The organism is Gottschalkia purinilytica (genome assembly GCF_001190785.1).
Lineage (GTDB): Bacteria > Bacillota > Clostridia > Tissierellales > Gottschalkiaceae > Gottschalkia_A > Gottschalkia_A purinilytica.
Window position 1 is genome coordinate 28,368 of record NZ_LGSS01000019.1, and the last position, 22,038, is coordinate 50,405.

The window sequence follows — 22,038 nt, forward strand, 5'->3', positions numbered from 1 at the left end:
AACCTCCTTATTTTCATTAGTTTTTACTTTCCAATACAGAAGTTAGCAAATATCTTATCTATAATATCTTCTCCTACTGTATCGCCAGTAATTTCGCCTAAGTTTTCCCAGCAATTTTTCACATCTACTTCTACACAATCAATTGGAAGCCCTATTCTAATTGATTCTAGTGCTTCTTGTATGTTTTCTTTAGATTTTAATAGTTGATTTCTATGTCTTACATTCGTAACTATAGTATTATCTTTTATTTGAATTTCTGATGATAAGAACATGTCTTTTAAAGTTTCTTCTAAGATATCAAGTCCTTTTCCTTTTATCATAGAAGTATTTATTATTTTTTTATTAGGTAGAAGTTTATTTATTTCATCTTCACTTATTTTTATTGGTAAATCTGTTTTATTAAGAAGTATTATAGACTTTTTATCTTTTATTAATTCTATTATTTCTAGATCTTCCTTTTCTAACTCTCTAGATGTATCGAAGACAGCAATAGCTAGATCAGATTCATTTAATATACCTTTAGCCTTATCTACCCCTATTTTTTCAACTAAATCTTCAGTTTCTCTTATACCTGCTGTATCAACTAGCTTTAAAGGTACTCCTTTTATATTAATATATTCTTCTATGATATCTCTTGTAGTTCCTGGTATATCTGTAACTATAGCTCTATTTTCTCTAAGTATAGCATTCATTAAAGATGATTTACCTACATTTGGCTTTCCAAGTATTATAGTTTTTATACCTTCTCTTAATATTCTCCCTGTATATACAGTATCTAAGAGTTTATTTATTTTTTCTAAAACTTCTTCTCCTTGGCTTTCAAGTTCCCCATAAGTTATTTCTTCTACATCATGCTCTGGAAAGTCTATAGACGCTTCTATATGAGCTAACATGGCAAGTAATGTATTTCTCATGTCTGATACTTCTCTAGAAAGACTACCTTCTAGTTGATTTAGTGAAACATCAAAACTAGAATCTGTCTTAGCACTTATAAGATCCATTATAGCTTCTGCCTGTGCCAAATCTATACGTCCATTTAAAAATGCTCTTTTTGTAAATTCACCTTTTTCAGCTATTCTCGCTCCATTTTCAAGAACTACCTCAAGTATTCTTCTTACTGGTACCATTCCACCATGACAATTAATTTCAACTATATCTTCCTTAGTATAAGTATTTGGTCCTTTCATATAAACAACTAATACTTCATCTATCTTTTTTTCATTTTTAGGATCTATTGCATATCCATAATTAAGCTTTCTTTCTTCACACTCTTTTAAAGATTTTACTCTTTTACTTCTAAAAATTTTATTTCCTATATCTATAGCGTTTTTACCACTAATTCTTACTATTCCTATACCAGCTTCTCCTGGTGCAGTAGCAATAGCTGCAATAGTATCAATATCCATTTTATCACCGTTACAGAAAACTTATAAAACTCTATAAAAATATTATAAAAGTTTATGTTTCCTTCCTTGTTCACCGTATCCACTTTTGGATTTATCCTACTCGTGTGGTTTTGATACTCAAAAGGCTTTAATTCCCCACTAACGTATGGGTACACTTTAGTAATTCCTTTTTATTGGTTAATTACTAATTGACCATAGTTTTTAAGGTTTAAACTTGCATTTTTATCCCTATCTATTTTAAGTCCACAACTACACCTATAAATTCTATCTTTTAACTTTAAGTCTTTGTTTATGTTTCCACATTCACTACATCTTTTACTTGATGGGAAAAATCTATCTGCTACTATAAGTTTTATATTATTCCATTCTGATTTGTACTGTAGTTGTCTGAAAAATTCATAAAATCTTTGTTGTTGTATTGCTTTGGATAAATGCCTGTTTTTCATCATACCTGATACATTCAAGTCTTCTACTACAATAAAACTTGGTTTTCGTTTTATTATTTCGCTAGTTACTTGATGGGAATAATTATGACGAATGTTTGTTAGCCTTTGATTAAGAAACTTAAGCTTTTTTTCTAGTTTTATAATATTGTTTGTTTTCTTGTAACAGTTTCCCTCCCTTCCTTTTTCGTATTTTCTTGATACTTTTCTTTGAAGTCTTTTTTTTCTTTTTTCTAATTTTTTTACCTTTTTAGTTTTATTTATATTGTTATAAGGTTTTTCTACATTTGAACATATTGCAAGTTTTTCTATTCCTAAGTCTATTCCTATGCCTTCATTTGTTGGTATTTCTTTTGTATCTTCGTATTCTATACCTACACTAATCCACCAGTTTAGTCCATCAAATGATACTCTTGGATTTATATATTTTATTTTTTCTCCATAGGGTATTCTCCCTCGTTCACATAGTCCTAACCAGTTTAGTTTTTGTTTATTTCTTTTTCCACTAGTTGTTAACTTTTCCAACTTTACATGAGTCTTATTAAATTGTATCTTTTCTGTATCTACATAGAATTTTGGTGCTGACCTTTTTCTACTTTTAAATTTAGGAAATTTACTTAATCCTTTAAAAAATTTTAAATATGCATCACAAGCATCTTTTATAGCTTGTTTAGTTATATTATTAGAATAATTATTTAACCATTTGTATTCTTCTGTTTGCTTTAACTTTGTAAATTCTTTTCTTAATTCACTATCTGAAATGAATTTACCGTCATTTTTATAGTTTTCTTGTTGTCTTGATAATGTCCAATTATATGCAAATCTTGATACTCCTGCACTTTGAAATAGCTTAATTTTTTGTTTATTATTAGGTTTAAGCATTACCTTAATTCCCTTAATCATTTAAGTTCACCAATTCTTTAATCATTTTTTTTGCTTTATTAGCCCTTCTACCTTGTAACTTACAACTAAATACAGTTACTATTCGTATTAGATCCTTAACTAATTCTTGTTCTTCTGTCTTTTCTGTATTACCTATAATCTCAATTTTAATTCCATATTTATTACATAGATTTTCTATAAGTTCAAATCCAAATCTTGTTAATATATCTTTATATAGAATCACTATTTTTTCAACTGTTGTTGTGAATAATATCTATATCCGCTCTTTGTAACATGGTGCAGTTTAAGTGTGTTATTTTTATCTCAATTTCTTAATGTTTGTTCTGTTTTTCCTATTAGTTTTGCAAACTCTTCAATTGAGTAATATTTCAAGCTAATCATCTCTTGAAATAATCATATATTAAATATTGAAATATTTGAATTTATTTCTATAAACTTTTATAATTATTTTTTAACTGTTGCTTTCCTCTTCTTTTAGATTATCTATATTTTAATCTATGAGTTATTTTCCTTTATTTTTTAGACACATATTTATAGTATACCAAATTTGACTATTTAAAATAATATCTTATTTGAATAATTGATAACATCAAATTTACAAAACTACATTAATTACTATAAATAGTCAATATAAAAATAAAATTTTATTGTGGATAAGTTATGCTATTTAAAATAAAAAAATTGTAATCAAGTTACCCACAGCATTAGAAGGTATATAATAAATTTCTAACCTGTGGATTATTTGTTAATAACATTTCTATAATTCACAGGTTAGATATAAAAATTTGTAATTTACCTATATTTATAAAGTGAATCTAAGCTTCTAATAAATCAACATATAAAAATGAATTAACTTTAAATACTCATTTTAAAAACTTATTTGATATATGCTAAATATAAATTGATAAATAAAAAGTCTAGTATTTTTTCATACTAGACTTTTTTATTTCGTATTATTTAGCTTGTATTACAATTCTCCTAAACGGTTCTTCACCTTCACTATAAGTCACTATACCAGAATCATTTTGTAAAGCTGAATGAATTATTCTTCTTTCATATGGATTCATAGGTTCTAGTCTTATAGGTCTTCTTGATGTTTTAACAGTTCTAGCAAGTTTTTTTGCTAATTTTATTAAAGTCTCTTCTCTCTTTTCTCTATAATTCTCTGTATCTATCAGAACTCTAATGTATTTTTCTCTATTTTTATTTATCATTAAGCTTAATAAATACTGTAAAGAATCTAACGTAATTCCTCTTTTCCCTATTATAATTCCTTTGTCTACACTATTTATGTTTATTATATCTACGAAGAGATCTTGTCCATCTCTATTTATATTAGCATCAGCTTTTATATTCATTTTTTCAAATACTTCTTTTAAGAATTTCTCTGATAAAGTTATAGGATCATTTGTTACTGTAACTTTTATTTTAGCATCCTTATTTCCCATAAGTCCAAAAAATCTTTTAGCCGGCTCTTCAAGGATTTCTATACTTATATCTTCTCTCTCTACACCTAGTTCAGCCAATGCCAAATTTATAGCATCTTCAACAGTCTTAGCTGTTTTAACTACAGACTTCATCTTAACTAGATTCCCCCTTAAGGTTTACTATAGTCTTATTAGTAAAATACTGTTGTACTATTTGGAATATATTGGATACTGTCCAATATAGAGTAAATCCTACAGGATAAGTATATCCAAAGACTAAGAACATTATAGGCATAACTATAGTCATTGTCTTCTGAGTAGCTTGAGCTTGCTGATTTTGTCCTGAAGATCCTTGTTGATTCTGTGCTGACATCATTTTACTAGATAAATAAGTTGTAAGTGCCGATAATATAGCTATAATTGGTATAGTAATTCCAGCTATCTGTAAATCATTAGAAACTCCATTAACTATCGCTGTAGGTTGAAGAGCTATATCCTTTATCCAAAGAAATGCTTTATTTATTTGATCAAATAAAGCTTGATTTCCAAATACATATTTTACAGGTTGTTGCATAACTCTAAAGTATGCGATAAGGATAGGAAATTGAATTAACAGCGGTAAACATCCTCCTAATGGATTTACATTATATTGTTTATATAATTCAAGTGTTTTTTCATTTAAAGTCTGAGGATCATTCTTATATTTTTTCTGTAATTCCTGTAGCTTTGGTTGTACAACTTGAAGATTTTTCATAGATTTGGCTTGTTTAATGTTGAGTGGTAATAATAGTAACTTAAATATAATTGTAGCTACAATTATAGCAACAGCATAAGCCGATAAATACTTAAAGTCTAAGCCTATACTTACAGATGTATCATATACAAATTTAAGTAAAAGACCTAGTGGTTTTGCAAATAAATCTATCATTCGGTAGCCCCCTCTCTATTTTAAAGGATCATGTCCTCCTGGGTTAAATGGGTTACACTTTAAAATTCTTTTTAGGCTCATAAAACCGCCTTTTATTATTCCATATTTATTTATAGCCTGAATAGAGTATTCAGAACACGTAGGATAAAATCTACAAGATTTTGGTTTCATAGGAGAAATAAATCTTTGATAAAACTTTATAATAGCCACAGCTATAGTTCTCATACTATTAGTCCTTTTTTAATAATCCAGATATTTTGACAAGATGTAATACAGCACTCTCTACTGCTTTATAGTCTATATCTTTAGCATTTGCCCTAGATAAAAAAATCATATCATACCCTTGTCCTATCTTGTTTTGGTTAAGTCTATATGCCTCTCTTAACCTTCTCTTAAATTTACTTCTAACTACACTATTTCCTAATTTTTTAGTAGTGGCAAATCCCACTCTATTATAAGATAAGTCATTTTTAACAAAAAAAAGAACCAAGTATTTATTTGCAAATGATTTCCCTGTGTCGTACACTCTCCTAAACTCTCTATTACTCTTCAATCTTTGTTTCTTTTCCATTTTTAGAATACTCCTTTTAAGAAACCCTTAAATTGAATAAAAAGGCCACATTAATGCGGCCTTATGCTGACAATTTTTTTCTGCCTTTTTTTCTACGTTTTCTTAAGATTTCTCTTCCTGATACTGTTCTCATTCTTTTTCTGAAACCATGTTCTCTACTTCTTTGTCTTTTTTTAGGTTGATAAGTTCTTTTCACTTAAAGTACACCTCCTTCAATTATCAGTGTTTATATATTAAAAAACACCCGTACTATCGATTTAATTATACTTAGACATATATCTGATTATATTAGTAACACCATCTAATGTCAAGAAATTATATATAAAATATATATAAAAAATGTAATTAATATGTATTTCTTTATATGTTAATATTTTTTTCAACAATATGTTATCTATGTGGATATCTTTTATAATACTGTTGATAATTATATTTTTTTCTGTTATTATAATATGGCAATGTGGATTATTTATTAACAGCAATATTTTTATCAACATTCTGTGGATAATGTTGTGTATAACTTTTAATAATATTAATAATATTTTGTATAATCTTCCTAATTAACGCTATTATTTATTCACATTTCATATTTTACTATGGTTGTGAATAATTACATATTATTGTATTTGTACATATCTTTCTAATTTTTATCCACATATTTTTTGTTCTCTATGTTAATATTATTATTTAAAAAATTATTTGATTTTATTATATTATATTGTGGATAAATCTGTATATAAGTATTTAAAAAAATTAATCTGTCTATAATTTTTTAAATAGATAGGAGGGAAAAAGATGGGTTTGAATTTAGATGAAATTTGGATAAGTTCTCTCAAACTCATAAAAAGTGAACTAACTGATGTAAGTTTTAACACTTGGCTTAAGACAATTGAACCTATAACTATAAATGATAATAATATAGTCTTAGGTGCTCCTAATGAATTTACCAAAGGAATCTTGGAAGCTAGATATTTAACTTTGATAAAAAATGCATTAAAACAAGTATCTGGTACGGATTTTGAAGTGAGCTTCTTAATTCCTGGTGAAGAGATATCTAGTGACGTTGAACAACCTAGTAGTAATCCAATTAATGATATCAATTCATCAAGATCTCAGTTAAATCCAAAGTATACTTTTGATACTTTCGTTATTGGTAATAGCAATAGGTTTGCTCATGCCGCTTCTTTAGCAGTTGCAGAAGCTCCTGCAATGGCTTATAATCCATTATTTATATATGGAGGAGTTGGACTAGGTAAAACCCATCTAATGCATGCCATAGGACATTATATATTAAATCAAAACCCTAAAGCCAGTGTAGTATATGTATCGTCAGAAAAGTTCACCAATGAGCTTATAAACTCAATTAGAGATGACAGAAACGTAGAATTTAGAAACAAATATAGAAATGTAGATGTACTACTAGTGGATGATATACAATTCATAGCAGGAAAAGAGCGTACTCAAGAAGAGTTTTTCCATACTTTCAACGCTCTACATGAGGCCAATAAGCAAATTATTATTTCAAGTGATAGACCTCCTAAGGAAATTCCTACTTTAGAAGACAGGCTAAGATCGAGATTTGAGTGGGGACTTATAGCAGATATCCAACCACCTGATCTAGAAACTAGAATTGCTATATTAAGAAAAAAAGCTAAAGTAGAGAACATAGACGTTCCAAATGATGTGACTCTATATATAGCAAGTAGAATTCAATCAAACATTAGGGAACTAGAAGGAGCTCTCATTAGAGTAGTAGCTTATTCTTCTCTTACTAATAGAGAAGTTACTGTAGACTTAGCAACTGAAGCTTTAAAAGATATAATATCTAACACGAAACCTAAAGAGATAAATGTAAAGTTAATAAAAGAAGTAGTAAGTAATAATATGGGTGTAAAAATAGAAGATTTCAACTCTAAAAAAAGGACAAGGGCTATTTCCTATCCTAGACAAATAGCTATGTATCTATGTAGAGAGTTAACTGATTTATCCCTTCCTAAGATAGGTGAAGAATTTGGAGGCAGGGACCATACTACTGTTATACATGCTTACGAAAAAATTTCTAATAATATAGAAAAAAGCTCTGAATTAAAATCAAGAATAGAAGAATTGACTAAAGAAATCACAGGAAATTAATTAACAACCCTATGTTGATAAGTAGTTGATACTTTGTTTATATATTTTTCTTTTTTTCTTCTAGCTTAATTGTGTGGATAATTGTATAATATATATGAACATGTTATTAACACCTTTAACATGTTGTATTTTGTGCTACTTGATAACTTATCCACATATAAACAGGTACTATTACTATTACTACTAAGTTTAGTTAATATATTTATAGAAAAAACAGCGAAGGAGGTTATCCACAGTTGAAATTTACTATAGATCAAAACGAACTTTCAAAATGTGTTAATATAGTTCAAAAAGGAATTTCATCAAAGACAACATTACCTATATTGAATGGTATTTTAATATATGCAAAAAATGATAAATTAACTTTAACTGGTACGGATTTAGAGATAGGTATAGAAACTTCTATAGATTGTAATATAGAGGAAGAAGGAAGTATTGTTATAACATCAAGAATATTTGGAGATATAATAAGAAAATTACCTAACTTACCAATAAATATAGAAGTAGATGAAAAGAATAATGTTCATATAACTTGTGGATTATCTAAGTTTAATATAGTTGGGCAACCATCTTTAGAATATCCACAGCTTCCTCAAATAGATAATAAAAATTCTTTTGAAGTTCCAAAAGATTTATTAAAAAATATGATTAGACAAACAATATTTGCAACGGCACAAGATGAAACTAGACCAATACTAACAGGAGCACTTTTAGAAATAAATAATGAAAATGCAGCTCTAGTAGCATTAGATGGATATAGACTTGCTTTAAAAAATGCTTCGGTTAACTATAAAGAAGAAATAAAAGTTGTAATACCGAGTAAAACATTAAATGAAGTAAATAAAATATTAGATGATGATGATTCTGATATAGAAATATCGTGTACGGATAATCATATTATATTTAATTTAGGAAATACTGTTATAACTTCAAGACTGTTAGAAGGACAATTTTTAAATTATAAAGATATTATAAGAAATGAATATAAATCTAGAGTAAAGGTAAAAACTAAGTCTATACAAGAAAGTATAGAAAGAGCATCTTTACTTGCTAGAGAAGGTAAAAATAACTTAGTTAAATTTGATGTATCAGACGATAAACTTGTAATAACTTCAAACTCAGAGATAGGTGATGTTTATGAAGAGATACCTATAGAGCTAGAAGGAAATGTTATACAAATAGCATTTAACTCAAAATATATACTAGATGGAATAAGAGTTATAGATAGTGAAGAGATAATACTTAATTTAGTAAGTAATGTTAACCCTTGTATCATAAAACCTGTAGAGGACGAAAGCTATACTTACTTAATATTACCAGTAAGATTAGCTTAATATATAAAATATATAAAAAAAACCTTAAACTTTTAAGCGTCATTAATTTTTTTATTTAAAACCAACCAACACTTTTATCTTTATTCGTTTTAGACACCTATTTGTTAGGTGTCTATTATATTTAAGGAGGAATAAAAAATGCAAGAAATTAAAATAAATACTAAATTTATAAAGCTAGACCAATTTTTAAAATTTGCTGGTATATCACAAACAGGTGGAGAAAGTAAATTTATAATAAAGAATGGTGATGTAAAAGTAAATGGAGAGGTTACTTTTGAAAGAGGGAAGAAGATAAGAAAAGGAGATATAGTGGAAGTTGCTGATCAAGATACATTTACTATAAAATAGTTTTTATGCTATGAAATTAAAAAATTGTATTGGTCAATATTAATTCTCGGCAAGACTTATCAAAACATGATATAATGTATTAGCTAGAAAACTTTACTAGGAGAGTGTTACCTGTGTATGTAAAGAGCATTAGACTAATAAATTTTAGAAACTATGATAATCTTAAAATTGAACTTAATAAAAAAATAAATATTTTTTTAGGTGATAATGCTCAAGGTAAGACTAATTTACTAGAGTCTATATATATATGCTCAAGTGGCAAATCATATAGATCTAGTAAAGACAAAGAGATAATAAATATTAAAAAAGATAAAGCTTATGTAGGAATTGAAGTTGAAAAAGATAACTTTAACAAATATATAGAAATTAAATTTGAAAAAGATAAACCTAAAAGAATTAGAATTAATAAGATTGAGCTAGATAGAGTTTCAGAACTAATAGGAAACTTAAATGTGGTTATATTTTCACCAGAAGATTTGAAACTAGTGAAGGAAGGTCCACTAGAAAGACGAACTTTTTTAGATACGGAAATTTCCCAAATAAAGCCTAAATACAAATACAATCTAAATAAATATAATAAAATACTTATTCAGAGGAATAAACTTCTAAAAAGTTCTCAATTTGACAATAATAACTTAAAGACAATAGATATTTGGAATGAGCAATTATCTAATATAGGGTCAGAGATTATCATAAGTAGAACTAACTTTTTAAGAACACTTTCTAAAATATCAAAAGAAATCCATAAAAAGTTGACAGGCTCTAACGAAGAATTAGAGGTAAGATATGTTCCATCTTTTAATATCAAGGATATAAATAAAGATAAGCTGAAAGAACAGTTTAAAGAAATTTTGAACAAAAATATAGAAAAAGATATAGAAAAAGGAACTACAGAATACGGTCCTCACAGAGATGATATAGATATTATTATAAATAATATGCCTTGTAGAATATATGGATCACAAGGTCAGCAAAGAACAGCTGCACTTTCTCTTAAATTAGCAGAGGTTGAACTTATAAATATGGAAGTAGGAGAATACCCTGTTTTACTTTTAGATGATGTTCTATCAGAACTTGATATAAATAGAAGAAAATACTTACTTTCAACTTTTAAGGATATCCAAACAATAATAACATCTACTGATGACATTGATTTAGATGATATTGAAGATATAAGTAAAAGCACATTTTATATAAAGCAAGGAAACGTATTGTATTAAGGAGGAGGTATTTTTATGTTTCTTCATCTAGGTAAAGACTTTGTTATTCCTTTGAAAGATGTAATTGCTATTATTGATTCAGAGTCTGCTTTTAAATCAGATACAACTAAAGAATTTTTTAAGATAGCTGAAGAAGAAGGATTCATATTCAATATAGTAGAAGAGGGAATAAAGTCTTATGTAATCACAGAAAGAATAGAAAAGGGTAAGAATGGTTCAGAATTAGCAAGAAAAAGTATAATATATAGTTCAAATATATCAGCAACAACTCTTCATAAAAGAGCTGGATTTGTAGATAGTATAGAACATGCTTAGAATTAAAAAATAACAAAGATTGGGGGACGTTAAATGTCTGAAAATCAAAATAATATAAATTATGGTGCAGAACAAATACAGGTACTAGAAGGACTAGAGCCTGTAAGAAAAAGACCGGGTATGTACATTGGAAGTACTGGACCTAGGGGATTACATCACTTAGTTTATGAAGTTGTAGATAATAGTATAGATGAGGCTTTAGCTGGTAGATGTGATACAATAAAGGTTAATATAAATGCTGATGGATCAGTTACTGTTTCAGATAATGGTATTGGTATACCAGTTGAAATACATCCTAAAACAGGTAAATCTACTGTAGAAACTGTACTTACAGTGCTTCATGCTGGTGGTAAGTTTGATAACGGTGCTTATAAGGTATCAGGTGGACTACATGGGGTTGGTGTATCTGTAGTTAATGCACTTTCAGAATGGTTAGAAGTTGAGGTAAGAAGAGAAGGTAAAAAGCATAGACAAAGATTTGAAAGAGGTGTACCGAAAACTAAACTAGAGATAGTTGGAGATACATCAGATACAGGAACAATAGTATCATTCAAACCAGATGATACTATCTTTGAAGAAGTAGACTTCAAATATGAAACTTTAGAGCATAGATTAAGAGAATTAGCTTTTCTTAATAAAAAAGTAAAGATAGTTTTTAAAGACGAAAGAACTAATAAAGAAAAAGAGTTCTATTATGAAGGTGGAATAAAATCATTTGTTGAACATTTAAACAAAAATAGAGATCCTATTCATAACAGTATAATATATTTTGAAGGGGAAAAAGATAACTCTGTAGTAGAACTAGCTATGCAATATACAAGCGATTATAGTGAAAATATCTATAGTTTTGCTAACAATATTAATACACATGAAGGTGGTACTCATCTTAGTGGACTTAGAGCTTCTCTAACTAGAGTTGTAAATGAGTATTCAAGAAAAAGTGGAATGCTAAAAGAAAAAGATGAAAACTTATCAGGAGAAGATATAAGAGAAGGTCTTACTGCTGTACTTTCAGTAAAGCTTTCTGATCCCCAATTTGAAGGTCAAACAAAAACTAAACTAGGAAATAGTGAAATGAGAGGTATTGTAGAAAGTGTAGTTGCTGAAGCTATGACTAGATTTTTAGAGGAAAATCCTAAAGAATCAAAACTAATAGTTGAAAAAGCCTTGAGAGCAGCTAGAGCAAGAGAGGCTGCAAGAAAAGCAAGGGAACTTACTAGAAGAAAAAATGTATTAGAAACATTAGCTTTACCCGGGAAATTAGCAGATTGTTCAGAAAGAGATGCTGCTAAATGTGAAGTATTCCTAGTCGAAGGGGACTCTGCTGGTGGTTCTGCTAAGCAGGGAAGAGATAGAAGAACACAAGCAATATTACCTTTGAAGGGTAAAATAATGAATGTTGAAAAAGCTAGAATAGACAAAATATTAGGATATGAAGAAATAAAAGCTATGATTACTGCATTTGGATGTGGTATAGGAGAAGAATTTGATCTAGAAAAATTAAGATATGGAAAAGTAGTTATAATGACAGATGCCGATGTAGATGGAGCACATATCAGAACTCTTTTATTAACATTTTTCTATAGATACATGAAGCCTCTTATAGACCATGGACATATATATATAGCTCAACCTCCTTTATATAAAATAAAGAAAGGTAAAACTGAAAGATATGCATATAGTGATAGACAACTTGAAGAAATACTTAATGAATTAGGTAAAACAGGATATACAATTCAAAGATATAAGGGTCTAGGAGAAATGAATCCAGAACAGCTTTGGGATACTACTATGGATCCTTCTACTAGGATAATGTATCAAGTAAGTATAGAAAATGCAGCAGAAGCTGACGCTATATTTACTACTCTTATGGGAGATAAGGTAAGGCCTAGAAAAGAATTTATAGAAGAGAACGCAATATACGTAAGAAATTTAGATATTTAATGTATTATTATAGAATGTAGTTTAATCATAGTAACTTAGAATATAGTATAGAATTTTAATAAAGGATATAAAAGGGATATCAATTTAACTAGATTGATGTCCCTTTGCTTTTTTATGAACTTAAAACTATAATTACTAAGTATTACATGATATATAGAATTATAGTATATAGATAAAAATATTATTATGATAATTAGTGAAACAAAATAAAAAACGATGTTTCACGTGAAACTTAGATTATTTTGTAGTAATTTGTATAAATATAAAAGGAGAAATTAGTATGGATGATATTATAATAAAAGAACTAGAAGATAAAGAAAATGTTCCTTATGACTTATTATTACTAGCAGATCCTTCTAAAGAAATAGTTAATGAATACTGCAATAGAGGAAGTTGTTATATTGCTTGTATTGATAATGAGATAGTAGGTGTCTATGTATTAATAAAAACAAGACCTTTAACATTAGAGATAGTAAATATTGCAGTAGACGAAAGATATCAAGGAAGAGGCATAGGTAAAAAACTTATATTTGATGCAATAAATAGAGCTAGAAAAGAAGGTATAAAAACTTTAGAAATTGGAACAGGAAATTCAAGCTTATATCAGTTGGCTTTATATCAGAAATGTGGATTTCGTATAAATGGAGTAGATAAAGATTTTTTCAAGAAACATTACAAAGAAAAGATTATAGAAAATGGTATAGAATGTGTTGACATGATAAGACTTAGTATAGATTTATAAAATAGTTAAAGATATTGAAATATTATAATAAATGTGACTAATAGAAATAAAAAGTTTAATAATGAAGAAAAATAAAAGTTAAAAATAATGAAAAATGTAGAAAGAGTCTTTGAAAAGGACTCTTTTTTGATTGTAAAGAAGTAAGAAAAACAATATCAATGGACAATACTATAAATAATATAAAAATAATTATTAGGATATAGAGATTGTACTATTTATATAAAACATATTGACAGTCATCAATGTGAATGATAATCTAAATACATAGATATATTTATATATATCAATATATAAGGGGTGAATACGATGGAAGAGTTAACAAAGAAAATGGAGGAAAAAGTTGAAATATTTAAGGCACTTTCAGATGCAAATAGGCTTGTTATATTAGAGTTATTATCATGTGGAGAAATGTGTGCTTGCGATATAATGGATAACTTAGATCTTAGTCAGCCAACTATATCTCATCACATGAAAATACTTCAACAATCAGGTCTTATTAACAAAGAAAAAAGAGGAAAGTGGATGTTCTATTCTATAAACAAAGATAAAGTAGATTCATTATGTGATTTTATAAAATACTCAACTTCATACAAAGAAGACTGTATATGTAAAAAGATTAAAAAGAATAACTGTTGTGATGAAGAATAAAGTTAAATTTCATTAAAAAAATATATTAAGGAGGTATACATCATGTCAAAAAAAATACAAACAAATCAAAATCAACAAGAGAATGTTTTAGGATTCTTTGGTAAATATCTAACTATATGGGTAGCACTTTGTATTATTGCTGGAGTATTAATAGGACAGTTTATACCAGCAGTACCAGAAACCCTTAGTAAATTTACCTATGCACAAGTTTCAATTCCTGTAGCTGTACTTATATGGCTTATGATTTATCCAATGATGTTAAAGATTGATTTTTCTAGTATAGTAGAAGCTACTAAAAAGCCAAAAGGACTAACAGTGACTTGCGTATCTAATTGGCTTATAAAGCCATTTTCTATGTATTTAATAGCAGCTTTATTTTTAAAAATAGTATTTAAAAATTTAATATCTCCTGATTTAGCATCTCAATATTTAGCAGGAGCGGTTTTACTAGGAGCAGCACCATGTACAGCAATGGTTTTCGTATGGAGTCATTTAACTAAAGGGGATCCTGCTTATACATTAGTTCAAGTTGCAGTAAATGATATTATACTACTAGTTGCATTTACTCCTATAGTTGCGTTTTTGTTAGGAGTTAGTAATGTAGCTGTACCTTATGATACATTGTTTTTATCAGTTATATTATTCATCATAATACCTTTGGCAGGAGGATATTTTTCAAGAAAATATATAATAAAATCCAAGGGATTAGATTACTTTGAAAATGTATTTCTAAAGAAATTTGATAATGTCACAATAATAGGTTTACTTTTAACTTTAATAATTATATTTTCATTCCAAGGAGAAGTTATATTAGGTAATCCATTTCACATAGTACTTATAGCTATACCTCTTATAATACAAACATTCTTTATATTTATCGTGGCTTATGGATGGTCTAAAGCATGGAAATTACCTCATAATATAGCGGCACCTGCTGGACTTATAGGAGCTAGTAATTTCTTTGAATTAGCAGTAGCAGTTGCTATATCACTATTTGGCTTAGAATCTGGAGCAGCTTTAGCAACAGTAGTAGGTGTTTTAGTAGAAGTACCACTTATGTTAGCTCTAGTTAGAATTGCAAATAATACAAGACATTGGTTTGAAAAATAGAGGAGTTTAATATGAAGACAAAAGTAGCTTTTGTATGCATTCATAACTCATGCAGATCGCAAATGGCAGAAGGATGGGCAAAACATTTGGGTAGCGATGTTTTAGAAATTTACTCAGCAGGAACAGAAGAATATCATGAAGTTAAACCTTTGGCAGTGGAAGTGATGAAAGAAGTTGGAATATTTATGGATGATCACTACCCAAAACTTTTAATAGATATACCAGAAGAAGTAGATATTTTAATAACTATGGGTTGTGGAGTTATTTGTCCATTTGTTCCTTGTAAATGCCAGGAAGATTGGGGATTAGAAGATCCATCTGGAGGAACTATTAAAGAATTTAGAAAAACTAGAGATTTAATTGAGAATAAAGTAAAAGATCTTATTTATAGAGTAAGAAATAATTATATTTAGGGAGGAATCAAAATGATAGTAGAACTATTTGAACCACCAATGTGCTGTCCAACAGGAATATGTGGACCAAGTGTTGATCAAAAACTAGTAAAGGTTATGGAAGATATAGAGACACTTAAAAAGAAATATCCAGGTTTAGAGGTAGAAAGATATTCTATATCAATACAACCTCAAAAGTTTAAAGAAAGAGAAGAAATATATAGACTTGTTACTAAGAATGGTAAAAAGATACTTCCAGTAACAGTAGTCAACGGTAAGATTATGAAAGAAAGAGAAAATGCTACTTTAGAAGAGATAGAATTACATTTATCTAATGACTAAAGTTTTAAAATATTAATTATATAAGTTGATAAGTAAAATCTAAGAATTTTAGATATATAAAATAGTAATATAGGATTTTGAAAAGAATTAGAGCTTAAGGAAATCTAATTTATTGAAGATACTAACTAATAGGCAAATTACTCACTTCTATAAATTAGAAGTAGTTCACTAGGAGATGATTTAAATGGATACAAAGTTTATTTTTTTCTCAGGAAAAGGTGGAGTAGGAAAGACATCGATGGCTTGTACAACAGCAGTGTATCATGCTAGTAAAGGTAAAAAAACATTAATAGTTACGACTGATCCCGCTGCAAATTTGTCAGATGTATTTGAACAAGAAATCGGTCATAGAGTAACACAAATAGATAATGTTAAAAATCTTTATGCTATGGAGATTGATCCAGATAAAGCTACAGATGAGTATAAAGAAAGATCTATAGCACCAATGAGGGATTTTTTTGATGACGAAATGATTCAGATAGTAGATGAACAATTAAGTGGTCCTTGTACAGTTGAAATGGCCTCTTTTGATAAGTTTATAGACTTTATGGAAGACGATAGTTACGATATTATAGTATTTGATACAGCTCCAACAGGTCATACTATAAGACTACTAGAGTTACCAGCAGATTGGAGTAAACATATAGAATCTAGTTCACAAGGTAGTGGCCAAACTTGTATGGGACCAGTATCACTTATTCAAGATAATAAGAAAAAATATGATGATGCAGTCGAAAAATTAAGAAATAAAGAAAAAACAGAATTTATCTTTGTAATGCAAGGAGAAGGAACTTCTCTAGAAGAAACTATAAGATCATCTAAAGAACTTGAAGAAATAGGTATAAAAACTTCAAAAATAATAGTAAATGGACTTATACCTAAGGAAGAATCAAGTAATGTATTTTTTAAAGAAAGATATGATATGCAACAAAAATATTTAAAAAAGACTATGGATATATTCAAAGATATAGATATACAACCTATCCAGTTACTTAATAATGAAGTAAAAGGACTAAATATGCTTATAAAACTTAGTGAACAACTTTTTAATGATTGTATAGATATATCAGTTATGAAGAATAAAGAAGCAGAAGATAGTCTTTCAGAAGATATATTGAAAAAAGAAAATATAGAAGAAAAACCATTTGAAGATAGCTTAATTTACCCTAAAAAAGGTAAAAGAAAGAACATATTTTTTTCAGGAAAAGGTGGAGTAGGAAAGACATCAATGGCTTGTATAACAGCAGTAAAGACTGCTAGCAGAGGATATAAGACATTACTTATGACTACTGATCCAGCAGCTCATATAGGAAATGTATTAGAAAAGCCAGTTAATGATGAAATAACTAAAATAGATGAAATCAATAACTTATATGCTGTAAAGATAGATCAAAAGAAAGTTACAGAAGAGTATAAAGAATCTGTTCTTTCAGATGCTAGAGAAAAATTTGATGAAAATACAATTAAAATAATGGCTGAAGAACTAGATTCACCTTGTACTGAAGAAATGGCTTCATTTCAGAAGTTTATAGAATATGCTAGTAGGAATGACTTTGAAGTTATAGTATTTGATACAGCTCCAACAGGTCATACTTTAAGACTTTTAGAATTACCTATGGATTGGAGTAAACAGTTACAATTCAAAGCTGGAGAGTCAACAGAGTTAAGTGAAGAAGATAAAAAACAAAAAGAAAGATTTGACGAAGTAATAGAAATGATGAAAGATAAAGAATCAACAACATTTGCTTTTGTTATGTATCCAGAAAAAACACCTATAATAGAAGCGTATAGAGCTTCTAAAGAATTAGAGACATTAGATATAAATACTCAGCTAGTAATAGCGAATCTAATAATTCCTGAAAATCAAGCACAGACTTCTTTCTTTAAAAATAGAAGGAATATGCAACTAAAATATATAGATGAAATAAAAACTATATTTAGAGATGTAGCTCTGGTAAAGGTACCTATGTTTGATAGAGAGATAAAAGGTATAGATATGATAAATGATATTGCTGATTGTATATTTAAATAAAAAAAGAAAATCCATTAATGGATTTTCTTTTTTATTTTTTATGTGTTTTAAATTAATGTATAGATATTTACTATACCAAATATTGGTTAAATAGGAATATACTATTTCAAAAATTAATCAATAAAGGGTAACCTAAAATTAGGTTGTTTAACAAAAAATAACATTATGTTCTATAATAAGTTCAAAAGGGGAGAGTAATAATGAAACTTAAAAAACTGCTAAGTATATTTCTGGTACTTGTACTAGCAACAAGCTTAGGAGCATGTGGAAAAAGTAAAAATAAAAAAGAAGAGAAGGTTAATGTTTCACAAGAAACAAAGTCAAAAGATGGAGGAACAATGGTTATTGGTTTAGATGCCGATCCTATAACTTTAAATCCACTATATGCAACAGATAGAGTATCATTTACAATAAACAGAGCTTTATATGATCCATTGATTATAATAGACAAAGAAGGAACAAGAAATTACTTAGCAGAAGATATAAAATTGTCTCAAGATGGAATGACTTATACTATAAAGCTAAAGAAAAATTTAAAGTGGCATGATGGACAAGCACTTACAGCAGATGACCTAATATTTACACTAGATACTATATTAAATGAAAATCACAAGAGTAAATTAAGAGATAAGCTTATAATTAATGAGAAACCAGTAGAATACTCTAAAATAGATGAAACTACAATTCAAATAAAACTTCCAGAAATCTCAATTCCTTTTATGAATTCTATAGCACAAATATATCCTATACCTAAACATATATTTGAAGGTGAAACAGATATATCTATAAGTAAAAAAAATGAAACACCTGTAGGTTCAGGTCCTTTTAAATTTAAAGAGTGGAAAAAAGGTGAATCTGTTTTACTAGATAACTTTAAAGATTACTATAATGGTAAGCCACACTTAGATTCTGTAGCATTTAGAATAATACCAGATCCTAATACTGCAAAGGTTGCTTTAGAAAATGGAGAAGTATCAGTACAATACATTGCAACTAAAGAATATGAAAAATATAAAAAAGAAGATAAATTTAATGTCGAGGCTATTAATGAAGGAATGATAGACTATATGATATTCAAGTTTAATAGTGAACCTTTAAATAATAAGGATGTAAGATATGCAATATCTCATGCATTAAATCAAGAAGAAATTGTAAAAGGTTCATATGATTCAATAGAATATGCAGATAAGGCAAACTCTATATTGGCTTCAAACACTTTGTACTATTCAGATAAGGTTAAGCCTGTAGAATACAATTTAGATAAAGCAAAAGAATTAATAAAAAAAGCTGGATATGAAAAAGGACTAAAACTAAAACTTGCCTATATTAATTCATCTAAAAAACAAGAAAATTCAGCTTTAATAATTCAACAAAAATTAAAAGATATAGGAATAGAGTTAGAAGTTATTCCTATGGAGAAAAATTCATATATTGAAAAAATATTAGATAAAAATAATAAAGACTTTGACATATGCTTTAATGGATATGTAATGGGAATAGAGCCAGATTCATATAAGTCTGTATATAAAACAGGGCAACAATTTAACATTTCACAGTATAGTGATAAAGATATAGATAAAAAATGGGATGAAGCTTCAGTGGAGGTAGATAAAGAAAAAAGAGAGAAGTTATATCATGATATACAAACCAAAGTTATAGAAGATGCACCTATATATCCTATAGCTTATCCAAAGCTTTTTGTAGCTTTAGATAAAAAAATAAAAGGATTAGAAGAGGCGAAAATAGTACCAATATATATATTTGAAGATTTTTCAAAACTATATATCTCAAAATAAGTGAATTATAAATATTAATAAAATTCAAAATTACTATCTTAAGAAAAGATTGATAGATTCAGATATGATTCTTCTATTAGTCTTTTCTTTTTATATGGAGCTTTTATAAACAATACTTAATTAATAAGTTATTTAATTTTTAAAACTATACTTTAGGAGTGGACACATGAAAAAGACCATAGTCAAAAGAGTTTTACAATCTATACCTATATTAATAGCTATATCAATAATTTCATTCTTTTTAATTCAACTTTCACCTGGAGATCCTATAAATTCTTTTATAACTCCAGAAATGAGTGAAAGACAGGTAATGACAATAAGAAAAGATTTAGGACTAGATAAACCCATAACGGTTCAATACTTTTACTGGGTTAAGAATTTGTTAAAAGGTAATTTAGGATATTCATATGTAAATAATCAATCAGTACTAGATCAAATACTAGAGAGATTACCTGCTACAATAGGTCTTATGGGGACTTCTTTAGTAATTGCCATAGTAGTATCTATACCACTTGGAATAATTTCAGCTATTCATAAGAATAAGTTTATAGACAAGCTTATAAGTAATATATCGTATATAGGAATATCCATACCTAGTTTTTGGTTTGGAATTATATTGATATATATTTTTTCTTCTAAGTTAAAAATGTTACCTAGTATGGGGATGAGAACTATAGGAGTAGATTCTATTACGGACTTAATAAGACACGGTATAATGCCTACGTTAGTTCTAAGCTTTATGGATATAGCTGTATTTACAAGATACATACGATCTAGTGTAATAGAACAACTAAAAGAAGGATATGTTGTTACTGGGTATTCAAAAGGATTAAGTAGAAAATATGTACTATATTTTCACATATTAAAAAATTCCCTATTACCTATTATTACAATATTAGGAATGTCATTACCTAGATTGGTAACAGGAGCTATTATAACAGAAACTATATTCGGTTGGCCAGGAATAGGAAGACTTGGTGTTTCTGCAGTATTTAGCTTTGATTATCCAGTTATAATGGCCACAACTATGATATCCTCTATATTATTATTAACAGGGAATCTAATTGCAGATATAGCCTATTATTTTGTAGATCCTAGAATAAGGTATTGAGGTGATAATATGGATAGAAGAATATTAGAAAGTATAAAATATCAAATAAATAATAGCTTATTAGCTAAAGTATATATAGGGATAATAATAACTTTTGTAGTATTTTCCCTATTAGCTCCTTTATCTCCATATGATCCAGAAAAGATAGATATACTTAACAAACTATCAAAGCCTAGTATTAAACATATATTTGGAACAGATGACTTAGGTAGAGATTACTTTACTCGGGCCTTATATGGAGGAAGAGTATCTCTTTCAGTTGGAATTATGTCAATGAGTATATCTGTAACTATAGGAATTTTAATTGGAACAATAAGTGGATTTTTTGGAGGAATAGTAGATAACATACTCATGAGACTTGTAGATATACTTATGTCTATACCAAGATTTTTTATTATACTTATATTAAATGCATATTTAAAGCCAGGGATATTAACTATAGTAATAATAATAGGAGCATTTGGATGGATGGAAATAGCTAGAATAGTAAGAGCCGAGACTCTTAGCATAAAGGAGAGAGAATATATAATATGCTCTAAATTATTAGGAGCTGACTTTAAGTGGATTTTGTTTAAACACATCATTCCTAATATAATGTCTACAGTTATAGTAGCTTCTACTATAAATATAGCAAATTCAATACTTACAGAATCTTCATTAAGTTTCTTAGGACTAGGAATACAACAACCTTATTCGTCTTGGGGGAGTATGCTTAAAAATGCTCAACAGTTTATAAGTGATGCTCCATATTTATCTATATTTCCAGGTATATTAATACTATTAACAGTTTTAAGTTTGAATGTTTTAGGAGATATTTTAAAAATATCTCTTAATCCAAAAGAAAATATATAAAAATAAGACATCATATATAAAAATACGTTAAATAATCACAA

The 22,038-nt window shown here is 27.9% G+C and carries 22 protein-coding genes and 1 pseudogene; 15 read left to right on the plus strand and 8 right to left on the minus strand.

From position 1 onward, the window contains the following. Positions 1-23: 23 nt before the first annotated feature. From mnmE to rpmH, 8 genes and pseudogenes are all read right to left on the minus strand, one after another. Entirely contained in the window at positions 24-1,406 is a 1,383-nt protein-coding gene (gene mnmE, locus CLPU_RS14395) for a tRNA uridine-5-carboxymethylaminomethyl(34) synthesis GTPase MnmE (protein WP_050356376.1), read from the minus strand. Between the two features lie 170 nt (positions 1,407-1,576). Beyond that, a complete protein-coding gene (locus CLPU_RS14400) occupies positions 1,577-2,752 on the minus strand; it encodes an RNA-guided endonuclease InsQ/TnpB family protein (protein WP_050356377.1) in 1,176 nt (391 codons plus the stop codon). Next, positions 2,745-3,124, minus strand: a pseudogene (locus tag CLPU_RS14405) (MerR family transcriptional regulator). The gene CLPU_RS14400 and the pseudogene CLPU_RS14405 overlap by 8 nt, the downstream one beginning before the upstream one ends. A gap of 581 nt (positions 3,125-3,705) precedes the next feature. Beyond that, the gene (gene jag, locus CLPU_RS14410; protein ID WP_050356378.1) at positions 3,706-4,332 is read right to left on the minus strand and encodes an RNA-binding cell elongation regulator Jag/EloR; all 627 of its coding nucleotides are present in this window, start codon (positions 4,330-4,332) and stop codon (positions 3,706-3,708) included. A 1-nt stretch (position 4,333) separates the two neighbouring features. After that, on the minus strand, positions 4,334-5,107 hold the full coding sequence (locus CLPU_RS14415) for a YidC/Oxa1 family membrane protein insertase (RefSeq protein ID WP_050356379.1): 774 nt from the start codon (positions 5,105-5,107) through the stop codon (positions 4,334-4,336). A gap of 15 nt (positions 5,108-5,122) precedes the next feature. Further along, on the minus strand, positions 5,123-5,332 hold the full coding sequence (yidD, locus tag CLPU_RS14420) for a membrane protein insertion efficiency factor YidD (protein ID WP_050356380.1): 210 nt from the start codon (positions 5,330-5,332) through the stop codon (positions 5,123-5,125). Positions 5,333-5,336: 4 nt separating this feature from the next. Beyond that, a complete protein-coding gene (rnpA, locus tag CLPU_RS14425) occupies positions 5,337-5,678 on the minus strand; it encodes a ribonuclease P protein component (RefSeq protein WP_050356381.1) in 342 nt (113 codons plus the stop codon). Positions 5,679-5,739: 61 nt separating this feature from the next. Then, positions 5,740-5,874 (minus strand): 50S ribosomal protein L34, encoded by a 135-nt coding sequence (gene rpmH, locus CLPU_RS14430; protein WP_050356382.1) that lies wholly within the window; start codon positions 5,872-5,874, stop codon positions 5,740-5,742. Between the two features lie 599 nt (positions 5,875-6,473). On the opposite strand from rpmH, the gene dnaA reads away from it, so the two are divergent. From dnaA to CLPU_RS14505, 15 genes are all read left to right on the plus strand, one after another. Next, the gene (gene dnaA / locus CLPU_RS14435; protein WP_050356383.1) at positions 6,474-7,811 is read left to right on the plus strand and encodes a chromosomal replication initiator protein DnaA; all 1,338 of its coding nucleotides are present in this window, start codon (positions 6,474-6,476) and stop codon (positions 7,809-7,811) included. Between the two features lie 236 nt (positions 7,812-8,047). Continuing rightward, on the plus strand, positions 8,048-9,145 hold the full coding sequence (gene dnaN, locus CLPU_RS14440; protein WP_050356384.1) for a DNA polymerase III subunit beta: 1,098 nt from the start codon (positions 8,048-8,050) through the stop codon (positions 9,143-9,145). Positions 9,146-9,283: 138 nt separating this feature from the next. Beyond that, the gene (locus CLPU_RS14445; protein WP_050356385.1) at positions 9,284-9,493 is read left to right on the plus strand and encodes an RNA-binding S4 domain-containing protein; all 210 of its coding nucleotides are present in this window, start codon (positions 9,284-9,286) and stop codon (positions 9,491-9,493) included. Positions 9,494-9,606: 113 nt separating this feature from the next. Beyond that, on the plus strand, positions 9,607-10,713 hold the full coding sequence (recF, locus tag CLPU_RS14450) for a DNA replication/repair protein RecF (protein ID WP_050378521.1): 1,107 nt from the start codon (positions 9,607-9,609) through the stop codon (positions 10,711-10,713). A gap of 15 nt (positions 10,714-10,728) precedes the next feature. Continuing rightward, positions 10,729-11,028, plus strand: coding sequence for an extracellular matrix regulator RemB (remB, locus tag CLPU_RS14455; protein ID WP_050378523.1), 300 nt, complete (start codon positions 10,729-10,731; stop codon positions 11,026-11,028). A 33-nt stretch (positions 11,029-11,061) separates the two neighbouring features. After that, on the plus strand, positions 11,062-12,972 hold the full coding sequence (gene gyrB / locus CLPU_RS14460; protein ID WP_050378526.1) for a DNA topoisomerase (ATP-hydrolyzing) subunit B: 1,911 nt from the start codon (positions 11,062-11,064) through the stop codon (positions 12,970-12,972). Positions 12,973-13,252: 280 nt separating this feature from the next. Next, positions 13,253-13,714 carry a GNAT family N-acetyltransferase gene (locus CLPU_RS14465; protein WP_050378528.1) on the plus strand — a complete coding sequence of 154 codons (462 nt, stop codon included), beginning with the start codon at positions 13,253-13,255 and terminating at the stop codon, positions 13,712-13,714. Between the two features lie 306 nt (positions 13,715-14,020). Beyond that, the gene (locus CLPU_RS14470) at positions 14,021-14,362 is read left to right on the plus strand and encodes an ArsR/SmtB family transcription factor (protein ID WP_235436193.1); all 342 of its coding nucleotides are present in this window, start codon (positions 14,021-14,023) and stop codon (positions 14,360-14,362) included. A gap of 42 nt (positions 14,363-14,404) precedes the next feature. Beyond that, positions 14,405-15,472 (plus strand): ACR3 family arsenite efflux transporter, encoded by a 1,068-nt coding sequence (arsB, locus tag CLPU_RS14475; protein ID WP_050378529.1) that lies wholly within the window; start codon positions 14,405-14,407, stop codon positions 15,470-15,472. 11 nt (positions 15,473-15,483) lie between these two features. Continuing rightward, entirely contained in the window at positions 15,484-15,885 is a 402-nt protein-coding gene (locus CLPU_RS14480) for an arsenate reductase ArsC (protein WP_050378531.1), read from the plus strand. A 12-nt stretch (positions 15,886-15,897) separates the two neighbouring features. After that, on the plus strand, positions 15,898-16,206 hold the full coding sequence (gene arsD / locus CLPU_RS14485) for an arsenite efflux transporter metallochaperone ArsD (RefSeq protein WP_050378533.1): 309 nt from the start codon (positions 15,898-15,900) through the stop codon (positions 16,204-16,206). A gap of 184 nt (positions 16,207-16,390) precedes the next feature. Next, positions 16,391-18,238: a TRC40/GET3/ArsA family transport-energizing ATPase gene (locus CLPU_RS14490; RefSeq protein ID WP_050378535.1), complete on the plus strand. Its 1,848-nt coding sequence runs from the start codon at positions 16,391-16,393 to the stop codon at positions 18,236-18,238. 200 nt (positions 18,239-18,438) lie between these two features. Beyond that, positions 18,439-20,034 carry an ABC transporter substrate-binding protein gene (locus CLPU_RS14495; protein ID WP_050378537.1) on the plus strand — a complete coding sequence of 532 codons (1,596 nt, stop codon included), beginning with the start codon at positions 18,439-18,441 and terminating at the stop codon, positions 20,032-20,034. 166 nt (positions 20,035-20,200) lie between these two features. Next, positions 20,201-21,145 carry an ABC transporter permease gene (locus CLPU_RS14500; protein ID WP_050378539.1) on the plus strand — a complete coding sequence of 315 codons (945 nt, stop codon included), beginning with the start codon at positions 20,201-20,203 and terminating at the stop codon, positions 21,143-21,145. A gap of 9 nt (positions 21,146-21,154) precedes the next feature. Continuing rightward, the gene (locus CLPU_RS14505) at positions 21,155-21,997 is read left to right on the plus strand and encodes an ABC transporter permease (protein WP_050378540.1); all 843 of its coding nucleotides are present in this window, start codon (positions 21,155-21,157) and stop codon (positions 21,995-21,997) included. Positions 21,998-22,038: the final 41 nt, after the last annotated feature.

What these genes read in the sequence shown, in the direction of transcription:
- mnmE (WP_050356376.1), bottom strand. Translation starts at nt 1,406, where the DNA reads ATGGATATTGATACTATTGCAGCTATTGCTACTGCACCAGGAGAAGCT.
- CLPU_RS14400 (WP_050356377.1), bottom strand. Translation starts at nt 2,752, where the DNA reads ATGATTAAGGGAATTAAGGTAATGCTTAAACCTAATAATAAACAAAAA.
- jag (WP_050356378.1), bottom strand. Translation starts at nt 4,332, where the DNA reads ATGAAGTCTGTAGTTAAAACAGCTAAGACTGTTGAAGATGCTATAAAT.
- CLPU_RS14415 (WP_050356379.1), bottom strand. Translation starts at nt 5,107, where the DNA reads ATGATAGATTTATTTGCAAAACCACTAGGTCTTTTACTTAAATTTGTA.
- yidD (WP_050356380.1), bottom strand. Translation starts at nt 5,332, where the DNA reads ATGAGAACTATAGCTGTGGCTATTATAAAGTTTTATCAAAGATTTATT.
- rnpA (WP_050356381.1), bottom strand. Translation starts at nt 5,678, where the DNA reads ATGGAAAAGAAACAAAGATTGAAGAGTAATAGAGAGTTTAGGAGAGTG.
- dnaA (WP_050356383.1), top strand. Translation starts at nt 6,474, where the DNA reads ATGGGTTTGAATTTAGATGAAATTTGGATAAGTTCTCTCAAACTCATA.
- CLPU_RS14445 (WP_050356385.1), top strand. Translation starts at nt 9,284, where the DNA reads ATGCAAGAAATTAAAATAAATACTAAATTTATAAAGCTAGACCAATTT.
- remB (WP_050378523.1), top strand. Translation starts at nt 10,729, where the DNA reads ATGTTTCTTCATCTAGGTAAAGACTTTGTTATTCCTTTGAAAGATGTA.
- gyrB (WP_050378526.1), top strand. Translation starts at nt 11,062, where the DNA reads ATGTCTGAAAATCAAAATAATATAAATTATGGTGCAGAACAAATACAG.
- CLPU_RS14465 (WP_050378528.1), top strand. Translation starts at nt 13,253, where the DNA reads ATGGATGATATTATAATAAAAGAACTAGAAGATAAAGAAAATGTTCCT.
- CLPU_RS14470 (WP_235436193.1), top strand. Translation starts at nt 14,021, where the DNA reads ATGGAAGAGTTAACAAAGAAAATGGAGGAAAAAGTTGAAATATTTAAG.
- arsB (WP_050378529.1), top strand. Translation starts at nt 14,405, where the DNA reads ATGTCAAAAAAAATACAAACAAATCAAAATCAACAAGAGAATGTTTTA.
- CLPU_RS14480 (WP_050378531.1), top strand. Translation starts at nt 15,484, where the DNA reads ATGAAGACAAAAGTAGCTTTTGTATGCATTCATAACTCATGCAGATCG.
- arsD (WP_050378533.1), top strand. Translation starts at nt 15,898, where the DNA reads ATGATAGTAGAACTATTTGAACCACCAATGTGCTGTCCAACAGGAATA.
- CLPU_RS14490 (WP_050378535.1), top strand. Translation starts at nt 16,391, where the DNA reads ATGGATACAAAGTTTATTTTTTTCTCAGGAAAAGGTGGAGTAGGAAAG.
- CLPU_RS14495 (WP_050378537.1), top strand. Translation starts at nt 18,439, where the DNA reads ATGAAACTTAAAAAACTGCTAAGTATATTTCTGGTACTTGTACTAGCA.
- CLPU_RS14500 (WP_050378539.1), top strand. Translation starts at nt 20,201, where the DNA reads ATGAAAAAGACCATAGTCAAAAGAGTTTTACAATCTATACCTATATTA.
- CLPU_RS14505 (WP_050378540.1), top strand. Translation starts at nt 21,155, where the DNA reads ATGGATAGAAGAATATTAGAAAGTATAAAATATCAAATAAATAATAGC.